Here is a 19378-nt window from a genome sequence, read left to right on the forward strand (position 1 = left end):
GATCATTAGTGCGCGCATTACTCGCGCAGTTCACTGCGTAAAGCCAGGTCCCAGGGTGGAATCGGGCTGAAGCGGCTCTTGAGGAATTCGAGCAGCAAACGGCTGCGAGAGTTCGTTTCGTGTTCCAGGCGTAGCGCGTAAATACCACTGCTCTCGGCTTCCGGCAGGCCGCCCTCGCAAAACAACGGGATCAACTCGCCGCGCAGCAGGTATTCGCTGATGAGCCAGGTGGGCAGGTGGGCTATGCCTAAGCCGGCGAGGGCGCCGAACAACAGGGTTTCGGCGTTGTTGGCGGCCATGCGCATGCGTGCGGGGCGGTACAGGCGGGTTTGCCCGGCTACGCTGAAGCGCCAGGCAAACGGCGGCGCTAGGCCGTCCCAGTCCAGCCCGTCATGCCCTGGCAGTTCGCTGGGGCAGGTGGGTATGCCGCGGCTTGCCAGGTAGGCGGGGCTGGCACAGGCGATACGCACCATGTAGGCCAGCGGCGTGGCGACCAGGCGGGTGTCGGCCAAGGGGCCGGCGCGCAGTACCAGGTCGACCTCGCCCAGGTGGCTGCCATGCAGATCGACGAAGCTGTCGATCAGGCGCAGTTGCACGTCCAGGCCTGGGTAGGCCACCAGGAAGTCGGCAATCGCCGGGGCCAGGTGGCGGCGGCCGAACGCGGCGGGGGCGTCAATGCGGATCAGCCCTTCGGGGGCGTTGCTCAGCGACACCGCTTCGGCTCGGGCCAGGCGCAGTTCCTCGATGATGCGCCTGGCCCGCTCGGCAAATGCATTGCCGGCAGGAGTGGCCCTCACGGCGTGGGTGCTACGAGTGAACAGGCGGCTGCCGACGGCACTTTCAAGGTTGTCGATGCGCCGGGCTACCGCAGAAGGCGTCAGCGGGTGGCGACGAGCGGCGGCAGAAAAGCTGCCGGTTTCCAGCACATCGAGGAACAGGCTCAGTTGGTCGGTCAGGGTATCGGGGCTCATGGCTGCCTTGCTTTTGCGAAAAGCGCACAGCCATTGTGCGCTGCTGTGCGTTTCCCCGCCAGCGCACAGTCGTTAGCATGCTGGCATTATTGGCACTGGCGGGCGAGGCCCTGATGATCGAGTGGTTGTTGTATATCGTACTGGGTGCAGCCCTGGGCACCATGGGTGGCTTGTTCGGCATTGGTGGCGGGTTGATTGCGATTCCGGCACTTGGCGTGCTGTTTGGCCTGGACCAGCAGCTGGCACAGGGGACGGCGCTGGTGATGGTGGTGCCGAACGTGCTGCTGGCGCTGTGGCGTTATCACCAGCGCAACCGCATCGAGTTGCGCCATGCCGTGCCGCTGTCGGCGTGCAGCTTCTTGTTCGCGTGGCTGGGGTCGATCTGGGCGGTTGGGCTGGATGCGCATTCCATGCGCCTGGGCTTTGTCGGCTTTCTGGTGGCGCTGGCGGTGTGGAACGTGGCGCGGATGTTCATGAAGGTGTCGCCGCCCAGTGCCGAACTGCGTTATGCCTGGCCATGGCTGGGCGTGCTGGGCAGCTTTGCCGGCACCATGGGCGGCTTGTTCGGCGTGGGCGGGGCGGTAGTGGCCACGCCGATCCTGACCAGTGTGTTCGGTACCACCCAGGTGGTGGCGCAAGGGCTGTCGCTAGCACTTGCCGCGCCGAGTACCTTGGTGACTTTGGTGACCTATGGCGTGCACCACAGCGTTGACTGGGGAGTGGGGATCCCGTTGGCGGTGGGTGGCTTGCTCAGTATCAGTTGGGGGGTGAAGTTGGCCCATGCGCTGCCGGAGAAGGTATTGCGGGCGATGTTCTGTGTGTTTCTGGTTGTGTGTGCGGTGATGCTGGGGTTTGAGCTTTGAGATTTTGCGGCCCATTCGCAGCAGCCCCAAATTACTTGAACCCTTCGACGATATAGTCCGCCATGCAATCGGTAATAGGCGAAGGGTGCTGAGTACCGCGCACCAGCATCACATTGGCCACTGGCAGCTGCGGTAGCCCATCCTGTTCACCCAGTATGCGAATGTTTCCGCCAATCAGGCTTTGCAACTGCGCCGTCACGGCCAAGCCGGCCGTGACTATGGCAAAGATCGCCGCCAAGCTGGGGCTTGTGTAGGCAATGCGGTAATCAATGCCCTGGGCTTCCAGGGCATTGCAGGTCCAGGCCCGGCAGAAACAATCAGTGTTGAACAGCGCCACCGGCATCGGCCGCTGTTCCTGTGGGCAAAAGCCTTCGGCGGCAGCCCACACCAGGCGTTCCTGACGCAGCAGTTGGCCAACCTCGTTGCCCGGCTCGCGGGTGACGATGGTCAGGTCCAGGTCCTGGCGCAGCATCAGCTGCTTGGAGGAGTCGCAGTGCACCTCCACCTGCACCAGCGGGTAGGCCTGGGCAAAGCTCGAAAGTATGGTCGGCAGGAAACGCATGGCGTAGTCGTCTGGTGTGCCGATGCGCACCAGCCCGACCATGTGCGGCATGCGCAGGGTGTTGAACACTTCGCCGTGCAGCTTGAGGATGCGCCGGGCATAGCCCAGTAGCACCTGGCCTTCGGCGGTCAGCCTTACCTGGCGGCCATCGCGCTCGAACAGTTGGCGCTGCAGGATGTCTTCTTCCAGGCGTTTCATCTGCATGCTTACCGCCGACTGGGTGCGGTTGACCACCTCACCGGCGCGGGTGAAGCCGCCTTGCTCGGCGATGGCGACGAAGGTGCGCAGCACGTCCGCATCGAGGCTCTGGTACTGGGACATTGCATCAATCTCCGAGATGCATCGCATCAGAAACATTCGTTGGATTGATCTTAAGCCCGGCGTGAAACTGAGGCCATCCAACACGGAGGGCTTCACGATGAAAGGTCATGTCAGCAGCATCCAGCAACCTGCCTTTTCCCTGAACCACCTGTGGCATGCGGCCCTGCAGCGCCCGGTGCGCTGGCTGCAGCTGTACCGCCAGCGGCAGGAACTGGCCCGCCTCAGTGATGCAACCTTGCATGACCTGGGGTTGAGCCGGGCGGATATCCAACAAGAGGCCGAGCGGCATTTCTGGGATGATCCGCTGCGTAAATAGGCTAAGTTTGTCGTTGGGCTTACCGGCCTCTTCGCGGGTTTACCCGCGAAGAGGCCAGAGCAGGCAATACAAGGAGACCAGGCTTGTCCCTCAAGCTGTCCATCAACCAGGCCCGCCGCCTGGCACTGTCTGCCCAAGGCTTCGGCAAACACCCGGAAGCACCGCCAACCCTGCCCGCAGTGAAGCGCATGCTGCAACGCCTGGGCGTGCTGCAGATCGACTCGGTCAACGCTCTGGTTCGCTCCCACTACCTGCCGCTTTTCTCCCGGCTGGGCGACTATTCGCCTGCCACCCTCGACCAGCTTGCCTGGGGCCGGGGCCGCCAGCGCCAGTTGTTCGAATACTGGGGGCACGAAGCCTCGCTGCTGCCATTGAGCCTGTACCCGCTGCTGCGCTGGCGCATGGCCCATGCTGCCGATGGTCGCGGTATCTACCGCCAGCTCGCGCAGTTTGGCCGCGAGCGCCAGGACGTGATCGCCCGGGTACTGGCTGCTGTTCGTGAACAGGGCGCACTGGGCGCGGGCAGCCTGTCCACCCGCGAGGAACGCGCCGGACCCTGGTGGGACTGGAGCGAGGAAAAGCACGCGTTGGAGTGGCTGTTCGCCGCAGGCGAAGTGACTGTGGCGGGCCGCCGTGGTTTTGAGCGGCTTTACGATGTACCGGAAAAGGTTTTGCCCAAGGCGATCCTCGACCAGACACTACCCCGCGAGGCCGAGGCGCATCAGGGCTTGATGCTTCACGCCGCCGCTGCCCTGGGTGTTGGCACCGAACGTGACCTGCGCGACTACTTTCGCCTGGAGCCGGCGCAGGGCAAGGCGGCGCTGGCCGAGCTGCTGGCCGACGGTCGCTTGCAAGCGGTCGCGGTGCAGGGGTGGAAGCAACCCGGCTATTGCGCTGGTATGCCGCGCATTCCCCGGCGCATCGAAGCCAGCGCGCTACTGTCGCCGTTCGATTCGCTGGTCTGGGAGCGCAACCGTACCGAGCGCTTGTTCGACTTCCGCTACCGCCTGGAAATCTACACCCCGGCGCACAAACGGGTGTATGGCTACTACGTGCTGCCGTTTCTATACCGCGAACGGATCGTCGCGCGGGTAGACCTGCGTGCCGAACGCACCCAAGGGCAACTGGCAGTGCACGCCGTGCATGCAGAAACACCTGGGCTAGACGAGGAGGGGTATGACGCGCTGGCGGGCCATTTGTTGCGACTGGCCAACTGGTTGGGTCTGGAGAGGGTGCAACTGAACTGCCCGCGCATAGAGGGCAGCCAGCTGCGCCGGGCACTTAGCGCCGCACCTGTTTGAGCGTTTCGGCAATCAAAAACGCCAACTCCAGCGACTGATCGGCATTCATTCGCGGGTCGCAATGGGTGTGGTACCGATCAGACAACGCGTCCTCGGTGATCGGCCGTGCACCGCCGATGCATTCAGTGACGTTCTGCCCGGTCATCTCGATATGGATGCCGCCGGCATGGCTGCCCTCGGCCTGATGCACCTGGAAGAACTGCTTCACCTCATCCAGAATTTGCGCAAAATCGCGGGTCTTGTAGCCGCTGCTGGCCTTGATGGTGTTGCCGTGCATCGGGTCCGAGCTCCACAACACCTTGCGCCCCTCGCGCTCGACAGTGCGGATCAGCCCCGGCAGGTGGTCGCCGACCTTGTTCGCGCCCATGCGCACGATCAGGTTCAGGCGCCCAGGGTCGTTGGCCGGGTTGAGCGTGTCGATCAGGCGGATCAGCTCTTCTGGGTTCATGCTTGGGCCAACCTTGACCCCGATCGGGTTGTGCACGCCGCGCAGAAACTCCACATGGGCGCCGTCGAGCTGGCGAGTGCGGTCGCCGATCCACAACATGTGCGCCGAGCAGTCGTAGTAGTCACCCGTCAGGCTGTCCTGACGCACGAAGGCTTCTTCATAGTTCAGCAACAATGCTTCGTGGGCCGTGAAGAAGCTGGTTTCGCGCAGCTGCGGCGCACTGTCCAGGCCACAGGCGCGCATGAAAGCCAGGGTTTCATCGATGCGGTTGGCCAGCTGGTGGTACTTGTCGGCCAGCGCCGAGTTGGCGATGAAGTCCAGGTTCCACTTGTGCACCTGGTGCAGGTCTGCAAACCCGCCCTGGGCGAAAGCGCGCAGCAGGTTAAGGCTGGCGGTGGCCTGGTGATAAGCCTGCAGCAGGCGCTCCGGGTCGGGGATGCGGCTTTTGGCGTCAAAGCCGATGCCATTGACGATATCGCCTCGGTAGGCGGGCAGGGTGATGTCGCCGATGGTTTCATCGCCCGATGAGCGCGGTTTGGCAAACTGCCCGGCCATACGCCCCACCTTGACCACCGGGCAGCCAGCGGCAAAGGTCATGACAATGGCCATTTGCAGCAGCACCTTGAAGGTGTCGCGGATTTTCGCCGCCGAGAACTCGGCGAAGCTCTCGGCGCAATCGCCACCCTGCAGCAGGAACGCACGGCCTTCGGTCACCTCGGCAAACTGCCTGCGCAGCTCGCGTGCCTCGCCCGCGAACACCAGCGGCGGGTAGCTGGCCAGGGTCTGTTCAACCTTCAGCAGGTGCGCGGCATCGGGGTAGGTCGGTTGCTGCTGGATCGGCAGGGCGCGCCAGCTGTCAGGGCTCCACGGTTGGTTCATCTCGGGCTCGGTCTTGTCGGTTGTAGGCTTCAGGCCATGGTAACAGTTGGCGCTGCGCTTGTTGCATCAAGGGTGTTGGCGGACAATGCGCGTTTTTGCGCGGGTGGGTGGTGAGCATGACGGCGGAACGGCAAGAGCGGCTGCTGGCACGGGTGGAGGATGCCTTTGGCGTCATCAGCGTGTACGAAGTGGACGACTACCGCTTTCTGGAATTCGGCGATGCCATCGAGCAAAGCTGCGTGTTCACGGCTGACCCCAGCTGGCTGGAGTACGACTACACCCGTGCCATGCTGGTGGGCGCGCTGTGCCATGAACAGCCGGAGAGCGCGCTGTTTCTTGGCCTGGGGGCCGGCACGCTGACCCAGGCGTGCATGAAGTTTCTGCCGCTTGATGACATCGAGGCCATCGAGTTGCGCGCTGATGTGCCGCGCCTGGCCATGGAGTACATGGGCCTGGATGACGACCCTCGGTTGTACGTGCGCATCGGTGACGCCATCGAGTTGCTGCCCACGGCGGAGAAGGCCGACCTGTTGTTCGTCGACCTGTACACCGACCATGGGCCGGGTGTGGGGCACTTGGCATGGAACTTCCTGGAGAACTGCCAGCAGCAGTTGAACCCAGGCGGCTGGCTGGTGATCAACCAGTGGGCCACCGACGACGGCAAGCCGCTGGGCGCGGCGTTGCTGCGCGGCTTGTACCACCGGCATTACTGGGAGTTGCCGGTGAAGGAGGGCAATGTGATCTTGCTGGTGCCGGCGGACCTGGAGCAGGCGTTGGACCTGGATGGCTTGCGGGCCCGGGCCGAGGCGCTGGCGCCGCGACTGGGTTATAGCCTGGAGGGGTTGATTTGCGAGATTCGGCCAGCTACTTGAATGCCTGACGCGGTCAGTGTAGGAGCGGCCTTGCGTCGCGAAAGGGGTGCGAAGCGCCCCCAGGATCTCAGCTTCGCCGCGTACATTGCAGGGGCCGCTTTGCGGCCCTATCGCGACGCAAGGCCGCTCCTACACTGAGCGCGTCAGGGGGGCAGGGCATTATCGATTCAGCGAGGAGTAATTGATGGCCCGACAGTGGCCCTGCACCCTGAAAAAATTCCTCACGTCCCCCACTATTTCGGGTATAGTACGCGCCGGTCTTTTAGCGGACCTCAAAATCAGGTGGTGCAAATCCTCCGAGTCCAGCTTCGGCTGCACGTCCGCTAGGCGGACCTTCCCAAGTTTTCTTTTTCAATCGTTTTCGCAAATCCCCGCCGCCAAAGCTGCCTGGGTGACCTGACGGTCTTTCAAGGCATGTGCAGCTTTGGAGCATGGGTCTTTGCGGATGCACCTAGAGGCAGACCCATGACCCAGGAAACCGGCGGCTTCGCCGCTCTCGATCTTAATCCGAACATTGTTGCTGCCGTTGTGGCTACCGGCTACGAAGAGCCGTCCGCCATTCAGCAACAATCGATCCCGATCATCCTCGCCGGTCACGACATGATCGGCCAGGCGCAGACTGGCACCGGCAAAACCGCTGCCTTCGCCCTGCCGATCCTCAACAAGATCGATGTGAGCAAGCGCGAACCGCAAGCCCTGATCCTGGCGCCAACCCGTGAGTTGGCGCTGCAAGTTGCTACCGCTTTCGAAACCTACGCCAAGCAGATGCCGGGCGTTAACGTTGTCGCCGTCTACGGTGGTGCCCCGATGGGCCCACAGCTGCGCGCAATCCGTAATGGCGCGCAAATCGTCGTGGCCACCCCGGGCCGTCTGTGCGACCACCTGCGTCGTGACGAAAAAGTCCTGTCGACCGTACAGTACCTGGTACTGGACGAAGCCGACGAGATGCTGAAGCTGGGCTTCATGGATGACCTCGAAGTGATCTTCGACGCAATCCCGGCTACCCGTCAGACCGTCCTGTTCTCCGCTACCCTGCCGTCGTCGATCCGTTCGATCGCCGAGCGTCACCTGCGCGAACCCAAGCACGTCAAGATCCAGACCAAGACCCAGACCGTTACCGCGATCGAGCAGGCCCACCTGATGGTCCACGCCGACCAGAAGATCCCGGCTGTGCTGCGTCTGCTGGAAGTGGAAGAGTTCGACGCACTGATCGCCTTCGTGCGCACCAAGCAAGCCACCCTGGACCTGGCCGCCGCGTTGGAAGCCAAGGGCTACAAGGCTGCCGCGCTTAACGGCGACATCGCCCAGAACCAGCGTGAGCGTGTGATCGACTCGCTCAAGGATGGCCGCCTGGATATCGTCGTTGCTACCGACGTCGCTGCCCGTGGCCTGGACGTACCGCGCATCACTCACGTGTTCAACGTTGATATGCCGTACGACCCGGAGTCCTACGTACACCGTATCGGCCGTACCGGCCGTGCCGGTCGCGATGGCCGCGCATTGCTGCTGGTCACCCCGCGTGAGCGCCGCATGCTGCAGGTGATCGAGCGTGTTACCGGGCAGAAAGTTGCCGAAGCGCGCCTGCCGAATGCTCAGGCCGTGCTGGATGCTCGCATCAAGAAGCTGACGTCGAGCCTGGCGCCACTGGTAGCTGAAGCTGAAGCCACCCACGGCGAGCTGTTCGACCGCCTGACCAGCGACCTGGGTTGCAGTGCGCGTGCCCTGGCTTCGGCCTTGCTGCGCAAAGCCACCAATGGCCAGGCGCTGGACCTGGCTGCGGTAGAGCGTGAGCAGCCGCTGGTGCCGGGCGTTGGTGCCCCGCGTAGCGAGCGTCCTGACCGTGGCGAGCGCCCTGACCGTGGTGACCGCGAGCGCCGCGCGCCGCTGCCGCTGGCCGAAGGCCGTGTACGTTGCCGTACCGCCCTGGGTGCCCGTGACGGTATCGCTGCCAAGAACCTGTTGGGCGCGATCCTCAACGAGGGTGGCCTGGCGCGTGACGCCATTGGCCGTATCCAGGTACGCGACAGCTTCAGCCTGGTCGAGCTGCCGGAAGACGGCCTGGAGAAGCTGCTGTCCAAGCTCAAGGACACCCGCGTGGCTGGCAAGCAGCTGAAGCTGCGTCGCTACCGCGAGGATTGATCCTTGCGCAATGAAAAATCCCCGGCCTAGGCTGGGGATTTTTTTGCCTGTGGGATTTTACGGCGCAAAGCGCGCCCTGCGCTCTTCAGTCGAACCGATAAATGTCCATCCCCAGCGCCCCCAGGGTAAACCCTTGGTGTACCACCCCAAACTTGCCCCCAGCCCCGAGGGCAAAGAACAGCGGCAGGAAATGCTCATCACTGGGATGGTTGCGCACCGCATAGGGCGCCTGCTTGCGGTAATCCAGCAAAGATGTCTGGTCATCTTCCAGCAGTCTGTCCACCACCCAATCCCTGAATGCCAGCGCCCAGGGCTCGATCACGTCCGGCCCGGCATGCCAGTCCAGTTCCCCAAGGTTATGGGTGATACTGCCCGACCCCATCAGCAAAATGCCCTCGTCGCGCAAACCCGCCAACGCCTGCCCCACCTTGACCTGCAACGCCGGGCCCATCTGGCTGGGCAGTGAAACCTGCACCACTGGAATGCTCGCATCAGGGTACATCAGTGACAACGGTACCCAGGCGCCGTGGTCGAACGGCCGCTGCGCGTCCAGCCGCGCGGGTAGACCCGCCGCTTTCAACAACTCACTGACCTGGCCGGCAAGGGCAGGTTCGCCCGGCGCCGGGTATTGCACCGCATACAAGGCCGGTGGGAAGCCGTAGAAGTCATGCCAGGTTTCTGGTTGTGCGCTGCCGGTAACCAGCAGCTCGCGGCTTTCCCAGTGCGCCGACACCACCACGACCGCTTTTGGCCGTGGCAGCACATTGGCCAACCCGGCTAGCGCCGGCCCGCTGGCGCCGGGTTGCAGCGCGAGCATGGGGGAACCATGGGAAATGAACAGGCTGGGCAGCATGGCAAGGTCCTGAAGGTTAAGATGCAATCATCTTCGATCAAATAAACATCGAAATCCAAACCAAGTTTTACCGGAAAACCATCTAAAAATCGGGAGTGATCATGGAGCCAGCGTTCTGGCAAAAGCGGTGGGCCGATAACCAGATTGGCTTTCATCAGGCGCAGGTGAACCCCTACCTGCAGAAGTATTGGCCACAGTTGCAGCTGGCGCCGGCCAGTCGTGTGCTGGTGCCGCTGTGCGGCAAGAGCCTGGACCTGGCCTGGTTGGCTGGGCAGGGGTACCGCGTGCTTGGTGTGGAGCTGTCTCGGCAGGCGGTGGAGGGCTTCTTCCGTGAACATGGGCTTGATGCCGACGTTTTGCAGCATGGAGCTTTCGAGGTTTGGCGCAGTGGCGAAATCGAGCTGTGGTGTGGCGATTTCTTTACGCTGCAGGCGGAGGATATCGCCGACTGCGTGGGCCTTTATGATCGGGCGGCGCTAATCGCATTGCCGCCGCAGATGCGCGCGGCGTACATGCGGTTGCTGTCGGCGTGGCTGCCTGCGGGCTGCAGGGGGTTGCTGGTGACCCTGGATTATGACCAGTCGCTGCTGGGCGGCCCGCCGTTTTCAGTAGGGGATAAAGAAGTGCTGCAGGGGTTTGCGGGGTGGCAGATGGATGAGCTGGAGGTGGTGGAGCTTATTCAGGAGAGCCCGAAGTTTTTGCAGGCCGGGGCTTGCAGCCTGTTGGAGCGGGTGTACCGGGTCAAGCGCTGACCGGCGCATGCAAAAAGGGCGACCGAAGTCGCCCTTTCAACATTACCAGGTGGATCAACCGCGACGGCGCAGGGCCTCGATACGGTCTTCCAGCGGCGGGTGGCTCATCAGCAGCCCGGCCAGGCCGTGCTTGAGGCCGCCATTGATGCCAAAGGCCTTCATGGTGTCGGGCATGTGCACGGGCAGGCCTTGTTCCACACGCAGGCGCTGCAAGGCGCCGATCATGGCCGAGGTGCCAGCCAGCTGCGCACCGGCTTCGTCGGCGCGGTATTCGCGGCGGCGCGAGAACCACATCACGATCATGCTGGCCAGGATGCCCAGGATCAGCTCGGCAACGATGGTGGCCACGTAGTAGGCAATGCCCTGGCCCTCTTCGTTCTTGAAGATGACCTTGTCGACGAAGTTGCCGATGATGCGTGCAAAGAACATCACGAAGGTGTTCACCACACCCTGCACCAGCGCCAGGGTGACCATGTCGCCGTTGGCAACGTGGCCGATTTCGTGGGCCAGTACCGCACGCACTTCATCGGGCGAGAAGCGCTCCAGCAGGCCTTGGGACACGGCTACCAGCGCGTCGTTGCGGTTCCAGCCGGTGGCGAAGGCGTTGGCCTCGTAGGCCGGGAAAATACCCACTTCGGGCATTTTGATGCCCGCCTCACGGGACAGCTCTTCGACCGTTTGCAGCAGCCACTGTTCGTGACGGGTGCGCGGTTGGCTGATGATCTGGGTGCCGGTGCTCATCTTCGCCATCCACTTGGAGATGAACAGCGAGACGAGGGAGCCGGCAAAGCCGAACACGGCGCAGAACACCAGCAGGCTGCTGAGGTTCAGGTCGACCCCGTTGGCGGCCATGAACCCGTTGAAACCGAACAGGCTCAGGGTAATGCTTGCAACCAGCACCACCGCAAGGTTGGTGGCTACAAACAACAGAATGCGCATCATGGTTGTTACGTTCTCCTGACGGATGAGTTGTCGCTTACTGCGGGGTATATAAGGGGCCTGCCGTGCCGATTCAATCGGGCGACTATTTCAAACTGTGTACGGCGGAGTATGGCAGAGGATGGCGCGGGGGCTGTGGGATAGAGCGTTGCAGGATGTAAGAAGCGAGGTATGCCTTGAGGTTAGTGGCGCCTGTGAGATCGAGCGCCACCACAATAATGCCGTCGAACCCTACTGCGAATAAGTCCGCAGGAAATTGCCAATCCGGCCAATCGCCGCTTCCAGGTCGTCCACGCGCGGCAGGGTCACTACGCGGAAGTGGTCCGGCCACGGCCAATTGAACGCCGTACCTTGCACGATCAGCAGCTTCTCCGACAGCAGCAGGTCAAGGGCGAACTTTTCATCGTTGAGAATAGGGCACACCTTTGGGTCGATGCGCGGGAACGCATACAGTGCACCCATCGGCTTCACGCAGCTTACGCCGGGGATGTCGTTGAGCAGCTCGTAGGTGCGGTTGCGCTGTTCCAGCAGGCGGCCTGGCGGCAATACCAGGTCGTTGATGCTCTGGTAGCCGCCCAGCGCGGTCTGGATGGCATGCTGGGCCGGCACGTTGGCGCACAGGCGCATGTTGGCCAGCATGTCGATGCCTTCGATGTAGCTCTGGGCGTGGTGCTTGGGCCCGGAGATGATCAGCCAGCCAGAACGGAAACCCGCCACTCGGTACGACTTGGACAGGCCGTTGAAAGTCAGGCACAGCAGGTCGGGTGCCAGCGAGGCGGTGCTGATGTGCACCGCTTCGTCGTACAGGATCTTGTCGTAGATCTCGTCGGAGAACACCACCAGGTTGTGCTGGCGGGCCAGCTCCAGCATGCCCAGCAACAGCTCTTTGGAGTAGACGGCGCCGGTCGGGTTGTTCGGGTTGATGATCACCAGGGCCTTGGTGTTCGGGGTGATCTTGGCCTTGATGTCTTCAAGGTCGGGGAACCAGTCGGCTTGCTCGTCGCACAGGTAATGCACCGGCTTGCCGCCCGCCAGGCTCACGGCGGCGGTCCACAGCGGGTAGTCGGGGGCCGGGATCAGCACTTCGTCGCCGTTGTTCAGCAGCGCCTGCATCGACATGACGATCAGCTCGGACACACCGTTGCCGAGGTAGATGTCCTCGATGGTGACGCCTTCGATTTCCTTTTGCTGGCAGTACTGCATCACCGCCTTGCGCGCGCTGAACAGGCCCTTGGAGTCACTGTAGCCCTGGGCGGTGGGCAGGTTGCGGATCACATCCTGGAGGATTTCATCGGGCGCCTCGAAGCCAAACGGCGCCGGGTTGCCGATGTTCAGCTTGAGGATGCGGTGGCCTTCCTCTTCCAGACGTTTGGCGTGCTTGAGCACTGGGCCGCGAATGTCGTAGCAGACATTGGCGAGCTTGTTCGATTTGCTGAACTGCATGATGGGATCCCGATATGAGAAAACGCGCAACCCATGCCGAAAGGTTTGAAACGGCAGGAAGCGGGTGCCAGACTGAACGCCTGGCACACGAAGCCAACTAATATACGTGCCACCCGCGCCCCGGAAAAGACGGCGCGGGGTGAAATTCAGCCTGCCGAGGTCCCTACATGAAAAAGATCGAAAAAACCCTGGATGAATGGCGGTCGATGCTCGACCCCGAGCAATACCAGGTATGCCGCCTCAAGGGCACCGAGCGGCCATTCAGCGGCAAGTACAACAGTGAACGCCGCGACGGCATCTACCACTGCATCTGCTGCAACCTGCCACTGTTCGACGCGCAAACCAAGTTCGACTCGGGCTGCGGTTGGCCGAGCTTCTACGCACCGATCGAAGACAGCGCCATGATCGAGATCCGTGACACTTCCCACGGCATGATCCGTACCGAAGTCACCTGCGCCCGTTGTGACGCGCACCTGGGGCACGTGTTCCCCGATGGCCCGCCACCGACCGGCCTGCGCTACTGCATCAACTCGGTGTGCATCGACCTGCGCCCACGCGACTGACCGGAGCCCGATCATGGCTGCATCGATGCTGGACATCCCCTGCGTGACCCTCGGCGGCGAGCACAAAACGCTCGGCGACTACCCAGGCAAGGTGCTGCTGGTGGTCAACACCGCCAGCCAGTGCGGCTTTACCCCACAGTACAAGGGCCTGGAGCAACTCTGGCAAACCTACCGCGAGCGCGGCCTGGTGGTGCTGGGCTTTCCATGCAATCAGTTTGGCAAGCAGGAACCGGGCGATGCGCGTGAAATCGCGCAGTTTTGCGAGCGCAATTTCGGTGTGAGCTTTCCGCTGTTTCGCAAGATCGAGGTCAACGGCCCCGGCACCCACCCGCTGTACGTCGAACTCAAGCAGCGTGCACCGGGCTTGCTCGGCTCGCAGAAGATCAAGTGGAACTTCACCAAGTTCCTGATCGACCCTGCCAGCGGTCAGGTCACGCGCTATGCCCCCACCACCAAGCCACAGGCCCTGGAAGCGGACATCGAGCGCTTGCTCAGCCGTTGAGCGGCACCCAGTGGTCGATCAGGGCCAGTAGCTCTTCGCGGCGAAACGGCTTGGCCAGGTAGTCGTTCATGCCTGCCGCCCGGCAGCGTTCGCGCTCCTCGGGCATGGCGTTGGCGGTGAGGGCAACGATTGGCAGTTCGGGCCAGCGGCCGCTCTGTCGGATGCGCCGGCTGGCCTCGTAGCCATCCATCACCGGCATGTTGCAGTCCATCAGCACCAGGTCGAAGTCGTCATGCTGCAACAGTTCCAGCGCCTCGGCGCCCTGGGTGGCCAATTGCACCTGGCAGCCAAGCTTGGCAAGCATGCCCTTGGCTACCAACTGGTTTACCGGGTTGTCCTCTACCAGCAGAATCCGCGCGCGGCCTTGCTCCAGGGTAATGGCCGGGGTGGCCAGCGGGTGTTCGGGCTCATGGCCTTGCAAGGTGCGGCGCAACGTCTGGTAAAGGGCGTTGCGCGCCAGTGGCCGGGCCAGCTGATGCAACGGGGCCAAGGCCAGCGACTGCTCGTTGGGCAGGAAGTTGCCGTAGGCGGTCACCAGCAGTATCGGGGTTTTCAGTGCCTGGCGCAGTTCGAACAGGTGGTCCACATCGTCGCTGATCAACAGGTCGATCGCGGCGCCGTCCAGCGTGGCGCTGCTGTCATGGCGCTGGTAGGTCAGGCCCCAGGCGGGCAGCAAGTTCTGCAGCAGTTCATCAAGCCCGCTACCGCCTGCGCTCAGGGCGGCCACGTGGCCATGCAGGGGCACCGGCGGGATGGCTTCGGTGTGCACGGCCAGCGGTAATTCGGCGGTAAAGCAGCTACCAAAGCCCGGCTCGGAGCGAATGTGCAGGTGGCCCTGCATGGCCTTGCACAGGTTGCGCGTCAGCGCCAGGCCCAGGCCGGTGCCGCCGTACTGGCGGGTAATGCCGGCACCGGCCTGGGTGAAGGGCTGGAAGATGCGCGCCTGGGCCTCTTCGGGGATGCCGATGCCTGTGTCACGTACCTCCAGGCGCACACCGCCGACGATCGTCACCAGGCGCACATCGACGCGACCGAAGCGGGTGAACTTGAGCGCGTTGGACAGTAGATTGCTGACGATCTGCCGCACCCGCGTGGGGTCGCCGAGCACGCTGCTAGGGAAGTCGCTGGCGATAAGGCACGTGAGTTCCACGCTTTGCGCGGTGTTCTGCGACAGCAGGTTGGCGGTGTCTTCCACCATCGACCCCATGTCGAAGGGGATACGCTCCAGCTCCAGCTGGCCAGCATCGAACTTGGACAGGTCGAGAATATCGTTCAGCAGCTCCACCAGCACCTTGCCCGAATCGTGGGCAATTGCCAGTTGCTGGCGTTGTTCACTGGGCAGCGGGTTGTCCAGCGCCAGGGCGATCATGCCAAGCATGCCGTTGAGCGGGGTGCGGATTTCGTGGCTCATGTTGGCCAGGAAGGCGGCGCGTGCCTGGGCCATGTCCAGCGCGCGGCGGCGGGCTTGCTCCAGCTCCTGGTTGGACAGGCTGAGGCTGCTGTTGCTGGCTTTCAGCTCGTCGGTGCGCGCCGACACGATGTCTTCCAGTTCGTTCAGGTACTGGGTCAGGCGGTTTTCTGCCGTGCGCCGCTGTTCAATTTCGGTGGCCATGCTGACGAACTGCTGGTTGGCGACCTTCACCAGCACGCCGATTTCGTCGTGCTCATGACCATGCGGGCATTCCAGGCGCGTTTGCCGGGGTTTTCGCGGGTCGCTGCCGCTGAGCGCACCGATCACCGTCACCAGCGGCTTGGTCAGCATCATGTAGAACAGCGCCAGCAGGATGCCGGTCAGCACCAGGCTGCGGGCGAAGCCGTTGAGCAGGGTGATGCCGGCACGGTCGAGAAAGCGGCTGCCGAAGGCGTAGGTGTCGACGTCCAGATACAGGGTGCCAAGGTATTCCTCTGGCATATGGGTCAGGAACAGGCGCTCTTTGAACTGGCGCTGCTCACCAAACAGGAAGTCGCTGAGGAGCCGGTAGCGGTCCTGCAGCCTTGGCCGCTCGACATCGGCCAGCACCGTTTCGTTGTTGTCGATCAGCCGGGCGCGGATGATGGCCGGCGACTGCAGCAGGCCCCGGGTGAGCTCCAACGCCAGCTCGGAATCGATGTTGTAGGCAATGCGCGAGGCCGGGTTGTGGCTGATTTGCAGCAAGGCGCGCACTTCACGGTTGATGGACGCGTCTTCGCTGGCATAATCGATGCCGATCTGGATGAGACTGAGCAATGTTCCCAGGATGAAGCCGACCAGGACTGTCAACCGGGCTTGCTTGTATGACAGGCGATTGGTGAACTTGATATCCATGAGTCCCGAGCCGGTTTCACGTTCCTTGCGCTGCGCAAGCATAGCCGAATAGCCCCGGCAGCTGGCGGGCCTGTCACACATTCAGCTGGAAATCTCACCTGTCTTGTTAGGAGTCGTCATGGACGCTCGCTTGATTGCTTTCCTGGACCGCGCCGAATCGGTACTGGCGCGCCTCGAACCCCTGTTGCCGGCACCGCGCCCGAACATCGACTGGGGCACCACCCTGGCCGCCCGCTGGCAGCGCGATGGCCGCAGCGGCTACCTGCTACCGCTGGAAGTCAGCCTGGACATCCGCCTGACCGACCTGATCGGCGTCGACAAACAACGTGACCAGCTAGGGCGTAACACCCACCAGTTCATCAACGGCCTGCCGGCCAACCACGCGCTGCTGTGGGGCTCGCGCGGTACCGGCAAGTCGTCGCTGGTACGCGCCTTGCTGGCCGAGCACGCCAGCGCCGGCCTGCGCTTGATCGAAATCGAACGCGACCACCTGGCCGACCTGCCACGGGTGGTGGAGCAACTGCAGAAGTTGCCGCAACGCTTCATCTTGTTCTGCGACGACCTGTCGTTCGAAGCCGGGGAGGGCGACTACCGCGTGCTCAAGAGCGTGCTCGACGGCTCGCTGGAGCAGGCACCAGACAACGTGCTGCTGTATGCCACGTCCAACCGCCGCCACCTGGTGCCGGAGAAAGAGAGCGACAACGAGAACTGGAAGCGTGTGGACGGCGAGTTGCACCCCAGCGAAGCGGTGGAAGACAAGATTGCCCTGTCTGACCGGTTTGGCCTGTGGCTGTCGTTCTACCCGTTCACCCAGGACCACTTCCTGAATGTTGTCGAGCACTGGATCGGCCAGTTGGCACGCCCTGCGGGCCTGGCCTGGCAGCGTGACGAGCAGCTCGACATCCTCGCCGTGCGCTGGGCCACCGGGCGCGGTAACCGTAATGGCCGTTGTGCCTATCAGTTCGCCCGCTATTGGGTTGGGCTGCAATTGCTGGAGCAAAAGTAAATGATCGACATCAATGCCAGTGGCGCAGGCCTCGACGGCTACAACCTGCTGGCAGCGCAAGTGCAGGCACTGTTTGCCGACGAGCGTGATTTCATCGCCAATGCCGCGCAGTTTTCGGCGTTTCTGTTTAACCAGGTGGACGACCTGAACTGGGCGGGGTTCTACCTGAACCGAAACGAAGAACTGGTTCTGGGGCCGTTCCAGGGCCAGGTGGCGTGCGTGCGCATTCCATTCGGCAAGGGCGTGTGCGGGGCAGCGGCGGCTACGCGGCAAACCCAGCGGGTGGAAGATGTGCATGCGTTCCCAGGGCACATTGCCTGTGACAGCGCATCCAACAGCGAGCTGGTGATTCCGTTGGTCAAGGAAGGCAAGTTGATTGGGGTGCTGGACCTGGATAGCCCGAAGGTTGGGCGGTTCAGTGAAGCAGATCAGGTGGGGTTGGAGCGGTTGGCGGCGATCTTCCTTGAGCTGACTGACTGCTGACCACTGTCCAATGGCCGGCGCTATCCCTGTAGGAGCGGCCTTGTGTCGCGATGGGCCGCAAAGCGGCCCCGGATCTATGCATTAACGCTGAAGTCGCCGGGGCCGCTTTGCGGCCCATCGCGACACAAGGCCGCTCCTACAGGGGAACGGCGCAGGGCTTAGTCGTACATCACCTTCTTCTTCCAGGTTTCCTCTTCATCGGTCTTGAGCCCGTCGGTCAATTCGTTGTGCTCGTCCTCGGCCGGGGTCATGCGGTCCAGCACCTGGGCGTTGGCGCGGGCCAGCAGTTTCTCAAGATAGGTCAGTTGCTCTTCATACACCTTCGGCTCCGGCTGTTTGCGCAGGTATTGCACGCCGCGCTCGAACGCCAGCCGCGCCTGGCCGGGCTGGCCTTTCTGCAGGGCCTGCTGGCCGAGGTTGTTGAAGAACTCGATATGTAGCAGCACCAGGATATGGCGAATTTCCTTGATCCAGTGCTTGGCCTCGGGCGTGGCCAGGAAGCCTTCCTGGGCCGCACGGGTCACCTGGTTGTGCATGGCCTCCAATAAGAAGCGCACGTCCTTTGCCTTGACCTCAGTGTGGATCGGGTTCGGCGGGTTGTTCACCGGTATCCTGTCGCCCAGGGCAATCAACCCTTCCAGTTCGGCGATGCGCGCCTTGAGTTCGGCATTGTGCTTGTCCACCGCCAGCAGGCGCTGGTTGAGGTTCAGCTCCAGGCGTGTCAGCAGCAGCTTGAGGGCTGGGGTCATGAACTGGCCGGGGAAGGTCTCGGTGATTTCGCCACAGCGGCGCAGGCGGTCGGCCAGTTCGATCTTCGTCCGGGCGCGTTCCAGCTTGCCGTTCTCGACCACATTGTTGAGGTAGCCGATCACGATCAGCAGCGCGATGCCCGCCACGATGAGCAGGGTGATCAGAAGTGGTGTCACCGTTAATGCCTCATGAATAGGTTTGCATTATTGAGTGTAGGAGCGAGCGTGCTCGCGAGAGGCCCAGGCAGCCATTCTCTTTTTCTATCGGCAAACTGCGCCATGACTGGATGCTGGCACATTAATGCTGACTTGACGCCAGAAAATCAACGGCAAACGCCTGTGGGCTGCCTGAAACAGCGCTGGGTATACCCGGAAGTCATTGATTTAAATAAATTTCTACAAAGGGGTTGACGCCTGTACCAACCATCCATAGAATGCGCGCCACTTGCAGCGTAAAGCACACAGCGAAACGCGGCAGGGAGTGAAAGCAAGCAGTAATGCTTGTAGCGTGTCCCCTTCGTCTAGTGGCCTAGGACACCGCCCTTTCACGGCGGTAACAGGGGTTCGAGTCCCCTAGGGGACGCCAATGCGGGAATAGCTCAGTTGGTAGAGCACGACCTTGCCAAGGTCGGGGTCGCGAGTTCGAGTCTCGTTTCCCGCTCCAGTTTCTCCGGCAACGCTTAACGGCGGGGCAGGAAAAGAAAACCCAGGCTGAATCGTGAGGTTCAAACCTGGTGCACTGAAAAGTGTTGTGTGTCCCCTTCGTCTAGTGGCCTAGGACACCGCCCTTTCACGGCGGTAACAGGGGTTCGAGTCCCCTAGGGGACGCCATTTGCGGGAATAGCTCAGTTGGTAGAGCACGACCTTGCCAAGGTCGGGGTCGCGAGTTCGAGTCTCGTTTCCCGCTCCAGTTTAAATACTGTGGCGTCTATGCGGTGCAGTGGTGGTGAAGGTCTTGATGGCGCTTCACGCCGTAGCGGTAAAGTTTCACAATGCGGGAATAGCTCAGTTGGTAGAGCACGACCTTGCCAAGGTCGGGGTCGCGAGTTCGAGTCTCGTTTCCCGCTCCAAACATGTAACGCAAAAAGGAACCTTCGGGTTCCTTTTTGCG

The 19378-nt window shown here is 62.5% G+C and carries 18 protein-coding genes and 5 tRNA genes; 15 read left to right on the plus strand and 8 right to left on the minus strand.

Features of this window, described 5'->3' with window-relative positions; all coding sequences use genetic code 11:
- Window positions 1-17 precede the first annotated feature (17 nt).
- The gene (locus ACNQP3_RS07130) at window positions 18-971 is read right to left on the minus strand and encodes a LysR family transcriptional regulator (RefSeq protein WP_012271112.1); all 954 of its coding nucleotides are present in this window, start codon (window positions 969-971) and stop codon (window positions 18-20) included.
- A gap of 113 nt (window positions 972-1084) precedes the next feature.
- Between ACNQP3_RS07130 and ACNQP3_RS07135 the strand changes: the two genes are divergently transcribed.
- Window positions 1085-1834, plus strand: coding sequence for a sulfite exporter TauE/SafE family protein (locus ACNQP3_RS07135; protein WP_041166652.1), 750 nt, complete (start codon window positions 1085-1087; stop codon window positions 1832-1834).
- A 31-nt stretch (window positions 1835-1865) separates the two neighbouring features.
- Here ACNQP3_RS07135 and ACNQP3_RS07140 read toward each other — a convergent pair whose 3' ends face one another.
- A complete protein-coding gene (locus ACNQP3_RS07140) occupies window positions 1866-2717 on the minus strand; it encodes a LysR substrate-binding domain-containing protein (protein WP_012271114.1) in 852 nt (283 codons plus the stop codon).
- A gap of 97 nt (window positions 2718-2814) precedes the next feature.
- Between ACNQP3_RS07140 and ACNQP3_RS07145 the strand changes: the two genes are divergently transcribed.
- Together ACNQP3_RS07145 and ACNQP3_RS07150 are read left to right on the plus strand one after the other, a co-directional pair.
- Window positions 2815-3033 carry a DUF1127 domain-containing protein gene (locus tag ACNQP3_RS07145; RefSeq protein WP_264316888.1) on the plus strand — a complete coding sequence of 73 codons (219 nt, stop codon included), beginning with the start codon at window positions 2815-2817 and terminating at the stop codon, window positions 3031-3033.
- Window positions 3034-3116: 83 nt separating this feature from the next.
- Window positions 3117-4334, plus strand: coding sequence for a winged helix-turn-helix domain-containing protein (locus ACNQP3_RS07150; RefSeq protein WP_060514365.1), 1218 nt, complete (start codon window positions 3117-3119; stop codon window positions 4332-4334).
- Here ACNQP3_RS07150 and ACNQP3_RS07155 read toward each other — a convergent pair.
- Window positions 4315-5661: a class II 3-deoxy-7-phosphoheptulonate synthase gene (locus tag ACNQP3_RS07155; protein ID WP_012271117.1), complete on the minus strand. Its 1347-nt coding sequence runs from the start codon at window positions 5659-5661 to the stop codon at window positions 4315-4317. The genes ACNQP3_RS07150 and ACNQP3_RS07155 overlap by 20 nt on opposite strands.
- Window positions 5662-5777: 116 nt before the next feature.
- Here ACNQP3_RS07155 and ACNQP3_RS07160 point away from each other — a divergent pair, with 116 nt between their 5' ends.
- Together ACNQP3_RS07160 and ACNQP3_RS07165 are read left to right on the plus strand one after the other, a co-directional pair.
- On the plus strand, window positions 5778-6533 hold the full coding sequence (locus tag ACNQP3_RS07160; RefSeq protein WP_264316889.1) for a spermidine synthase: 756 nt from the start codon (window positions 5778-5780) through the stop codon (window positions 6531-6533).
- A gap of 465 nt (window positions 6534-6998) precedes the next feature.
- Complete coding sequence (locus ACNQP3_RS07165; protein ID WP_264316890.1) at window positions 6999-8672, plus strand: DEAD/DEAH box helicase; 1674 nt, start codon at window positions 6999-7001, stop codon at window positions 8670-8672.
- A gap of 85 nt (window positions 8673-8757) precedes the next feature.
- Here ACNQP3_RS07165 and ACNQP3_RS07170 read toward each other — a convergent pair whose 3' ends face one another.
- The gene (locus ACNQP3_RS07170; RefSeq protein ID WP_179028103.1) at window positions 8758-9525 is read right to left on the minus strand and encodes a DODA-type extradiol aromatic ring-opening family dioxygenase; all 768 of its coding nucleotides are present in this window, start codon (window positions 9523-9525) and stop codon (window positions 8758-8760) included.
- A gap of 101 nt (window positions 9526-9626) precedes the next feature.
- On the opposite strand from ACNQP3_RS07170, the gene ACNQP3_RS07175 reads away from it, so the two are divergent.
- Window positions 9627-10277, plus strand: coding sequence for a thiopurine S-methyltransferase (locus ACNQP3_RS07175; protein ID WP_060494489.1), 651 nt, complete (start codon window positions 9627-9629; stop codon window positions 10275-10277).
- A 54-nt stretch (window positions 10278-10331) separates the two neighbouring features.
- Here the strand turns inward: ACNQP3_RS07175 and htpX are convergent, their stop codons facing one another.
- Complete coding sequence (gene htpX / locus ACNQP3_RS07180) at window positions 10332-11219, minus strand: protease HtpX (protein ID WP_012271122.1); 888 nt, start codon at window positions 11217-11219, stop codon at window positions 10332-10334.
- Window positions 11220-11447: 228 nt separating this feature from the next.
- Entirely contained in the window at window positions 11448-12659 is a 1212-nt protein-coding gene (locus ACNQP3_RS07185) for a pyridoxal phosphate-dependent aminotransferase (protein WP_012313392.1), read from the minus strand.
- Between the two features lie 167 nt (window positions 12660-12826).
- On the opposite strand from ACNQP3_RS07185, the gene msrB reads away from it, so the two are divergent.
- Window positions 12827-13222 (plus strand): peptide-methionine (R)-S-oxide reductase MsrB, encoded by a 396-nt coding sequence (gene msrB, locus ACNQP3_RS07190; protein WP_060494488.1) that lies wholly within the window; start codon window positions 12827-12829, stop codon window positions 13220-13222.
- 13 nt (window positions 13223-13235) lie between these two features.
- Window positions 13236-13724, plus strand: coding sequence for a glutathione peroxidase (locus ACNQP3_RS07195; protein WP_060494487.1), 489 nt, complete (start codon window positions 13236-13238; stop codon window positions 13722-13724).
- Here ACNQP3_RS07195 and ACNQP3_RS07200 read toward each other — a convergent pair.
- Window positions 13714-16071 (minus strand): hybrid sensor histidine kinase/response regulator, encoded by a 2358-nt coding sequence (locus ACNQP3_RS07200; protein WP_012271126.1) that lies wholly within the window; start codon window positions 16069-16071, stop codon window positions 13714-13716. The genes ACNQP3_RS07195 and ACNQP3_RS07200 overlap by 11 nt on opposite strands.
- Before the next feature lie 76 nt (window positions 16072-16147).
- Between ACNQP3_RS07200 and ACNQP3_RS07205 the strand changes: the two genes are divergently transcribed.
- Both ACNQP3_RS07205 and ACNQP3_RS07210 read left to right on the plus strand, forming a co-directional pair.
- Window positions 16148-17035, plus strand: a complete 888-nt coding sequence (locus ACNQP3_RS07205; RefSeq protein WP_060494486.1) for an ATP-binding protein — start codon at window positions 16148-16150, stop codon at window positions 17033-17035.
- A complete protein-coding gene (locus tag ACNQP3_RS07210; RefSeq protein WP_060494485.1) occupies window positions 17036-17518 on the plus strand; it encodes a GAF domain-containing protein in 483 nt (160 codons plus the stop codon).
- 158 nt (window positions 17519-17676) lie between these two features.
- Here the strand turns inward: ACNQP3_RS07210 and ACNQP3_RS07215 are convergent, their stop codons facing one another.
- Entirely contained in the window at window positions 17677-18444 is a 768-nt protein-coding gene (locus ACNQP3_RS07215) for a hypothetical protein (RefSeq protein ID WP_060494484.1), read from the minus strand.
- A gap of 333 nt (window positions 18445-18777) precedes the next feature.
- Between ACNQP3_RS07215 and ACNQP3_RS07220 the strand changes: the two genes are divergently transcribed.
- The 5 genes from ACNQP3_RS07220 (at window position 18778) to ACNQP3_RS07240 (ending at window position 19337) form a co-directional block, all read left to right on the plus strand.
- Window positions 18778-18853 (plus strand) — tRNA-Glu (locus ACNQP3_RS07220).
- A gap of 2 nt (window positions 18854-18855) precedes the next feature.
- Window positions 18856-18931, plus strand: a tRNA-Gly gene (locus tag ACNQP3_RS07225).
- 91 nt (window positions 18932-19022) lie between these two features.
- Window positions 19023-19098: transfer RNA gene (locus tag ACNQP3_RS07230), tRNA-Glu, on the plus strand.
- A gap of 3 nt (window positions 19099-19101) precedes the next feature.
- Window positions 19102-19177: transfer RNA gene (locus ACNQP3_RS07235), tRNA-Gly, on the plus strand.
- A gap of 84 nt (window positions 19178-19261) precedes the next feature.
- A tRNA-Gly gene (locus ACNQP3_RS07240) sits at window positions 19262-19337 on the plus strand.
- Window positions 19338-19378: the final 41 nt, after the last annotated feature.

The sequence above is a fragment of the Pseudomonas sp. LFS074 genome (assembly GCF_047978165.1).
GTDB lineage: Bacteria > Pseudomonadota > Gammaproteobacteria > Pseudomonadales > Pseudomonadaceae > Aquipseudomonas > Aquipseudomonas putida_P.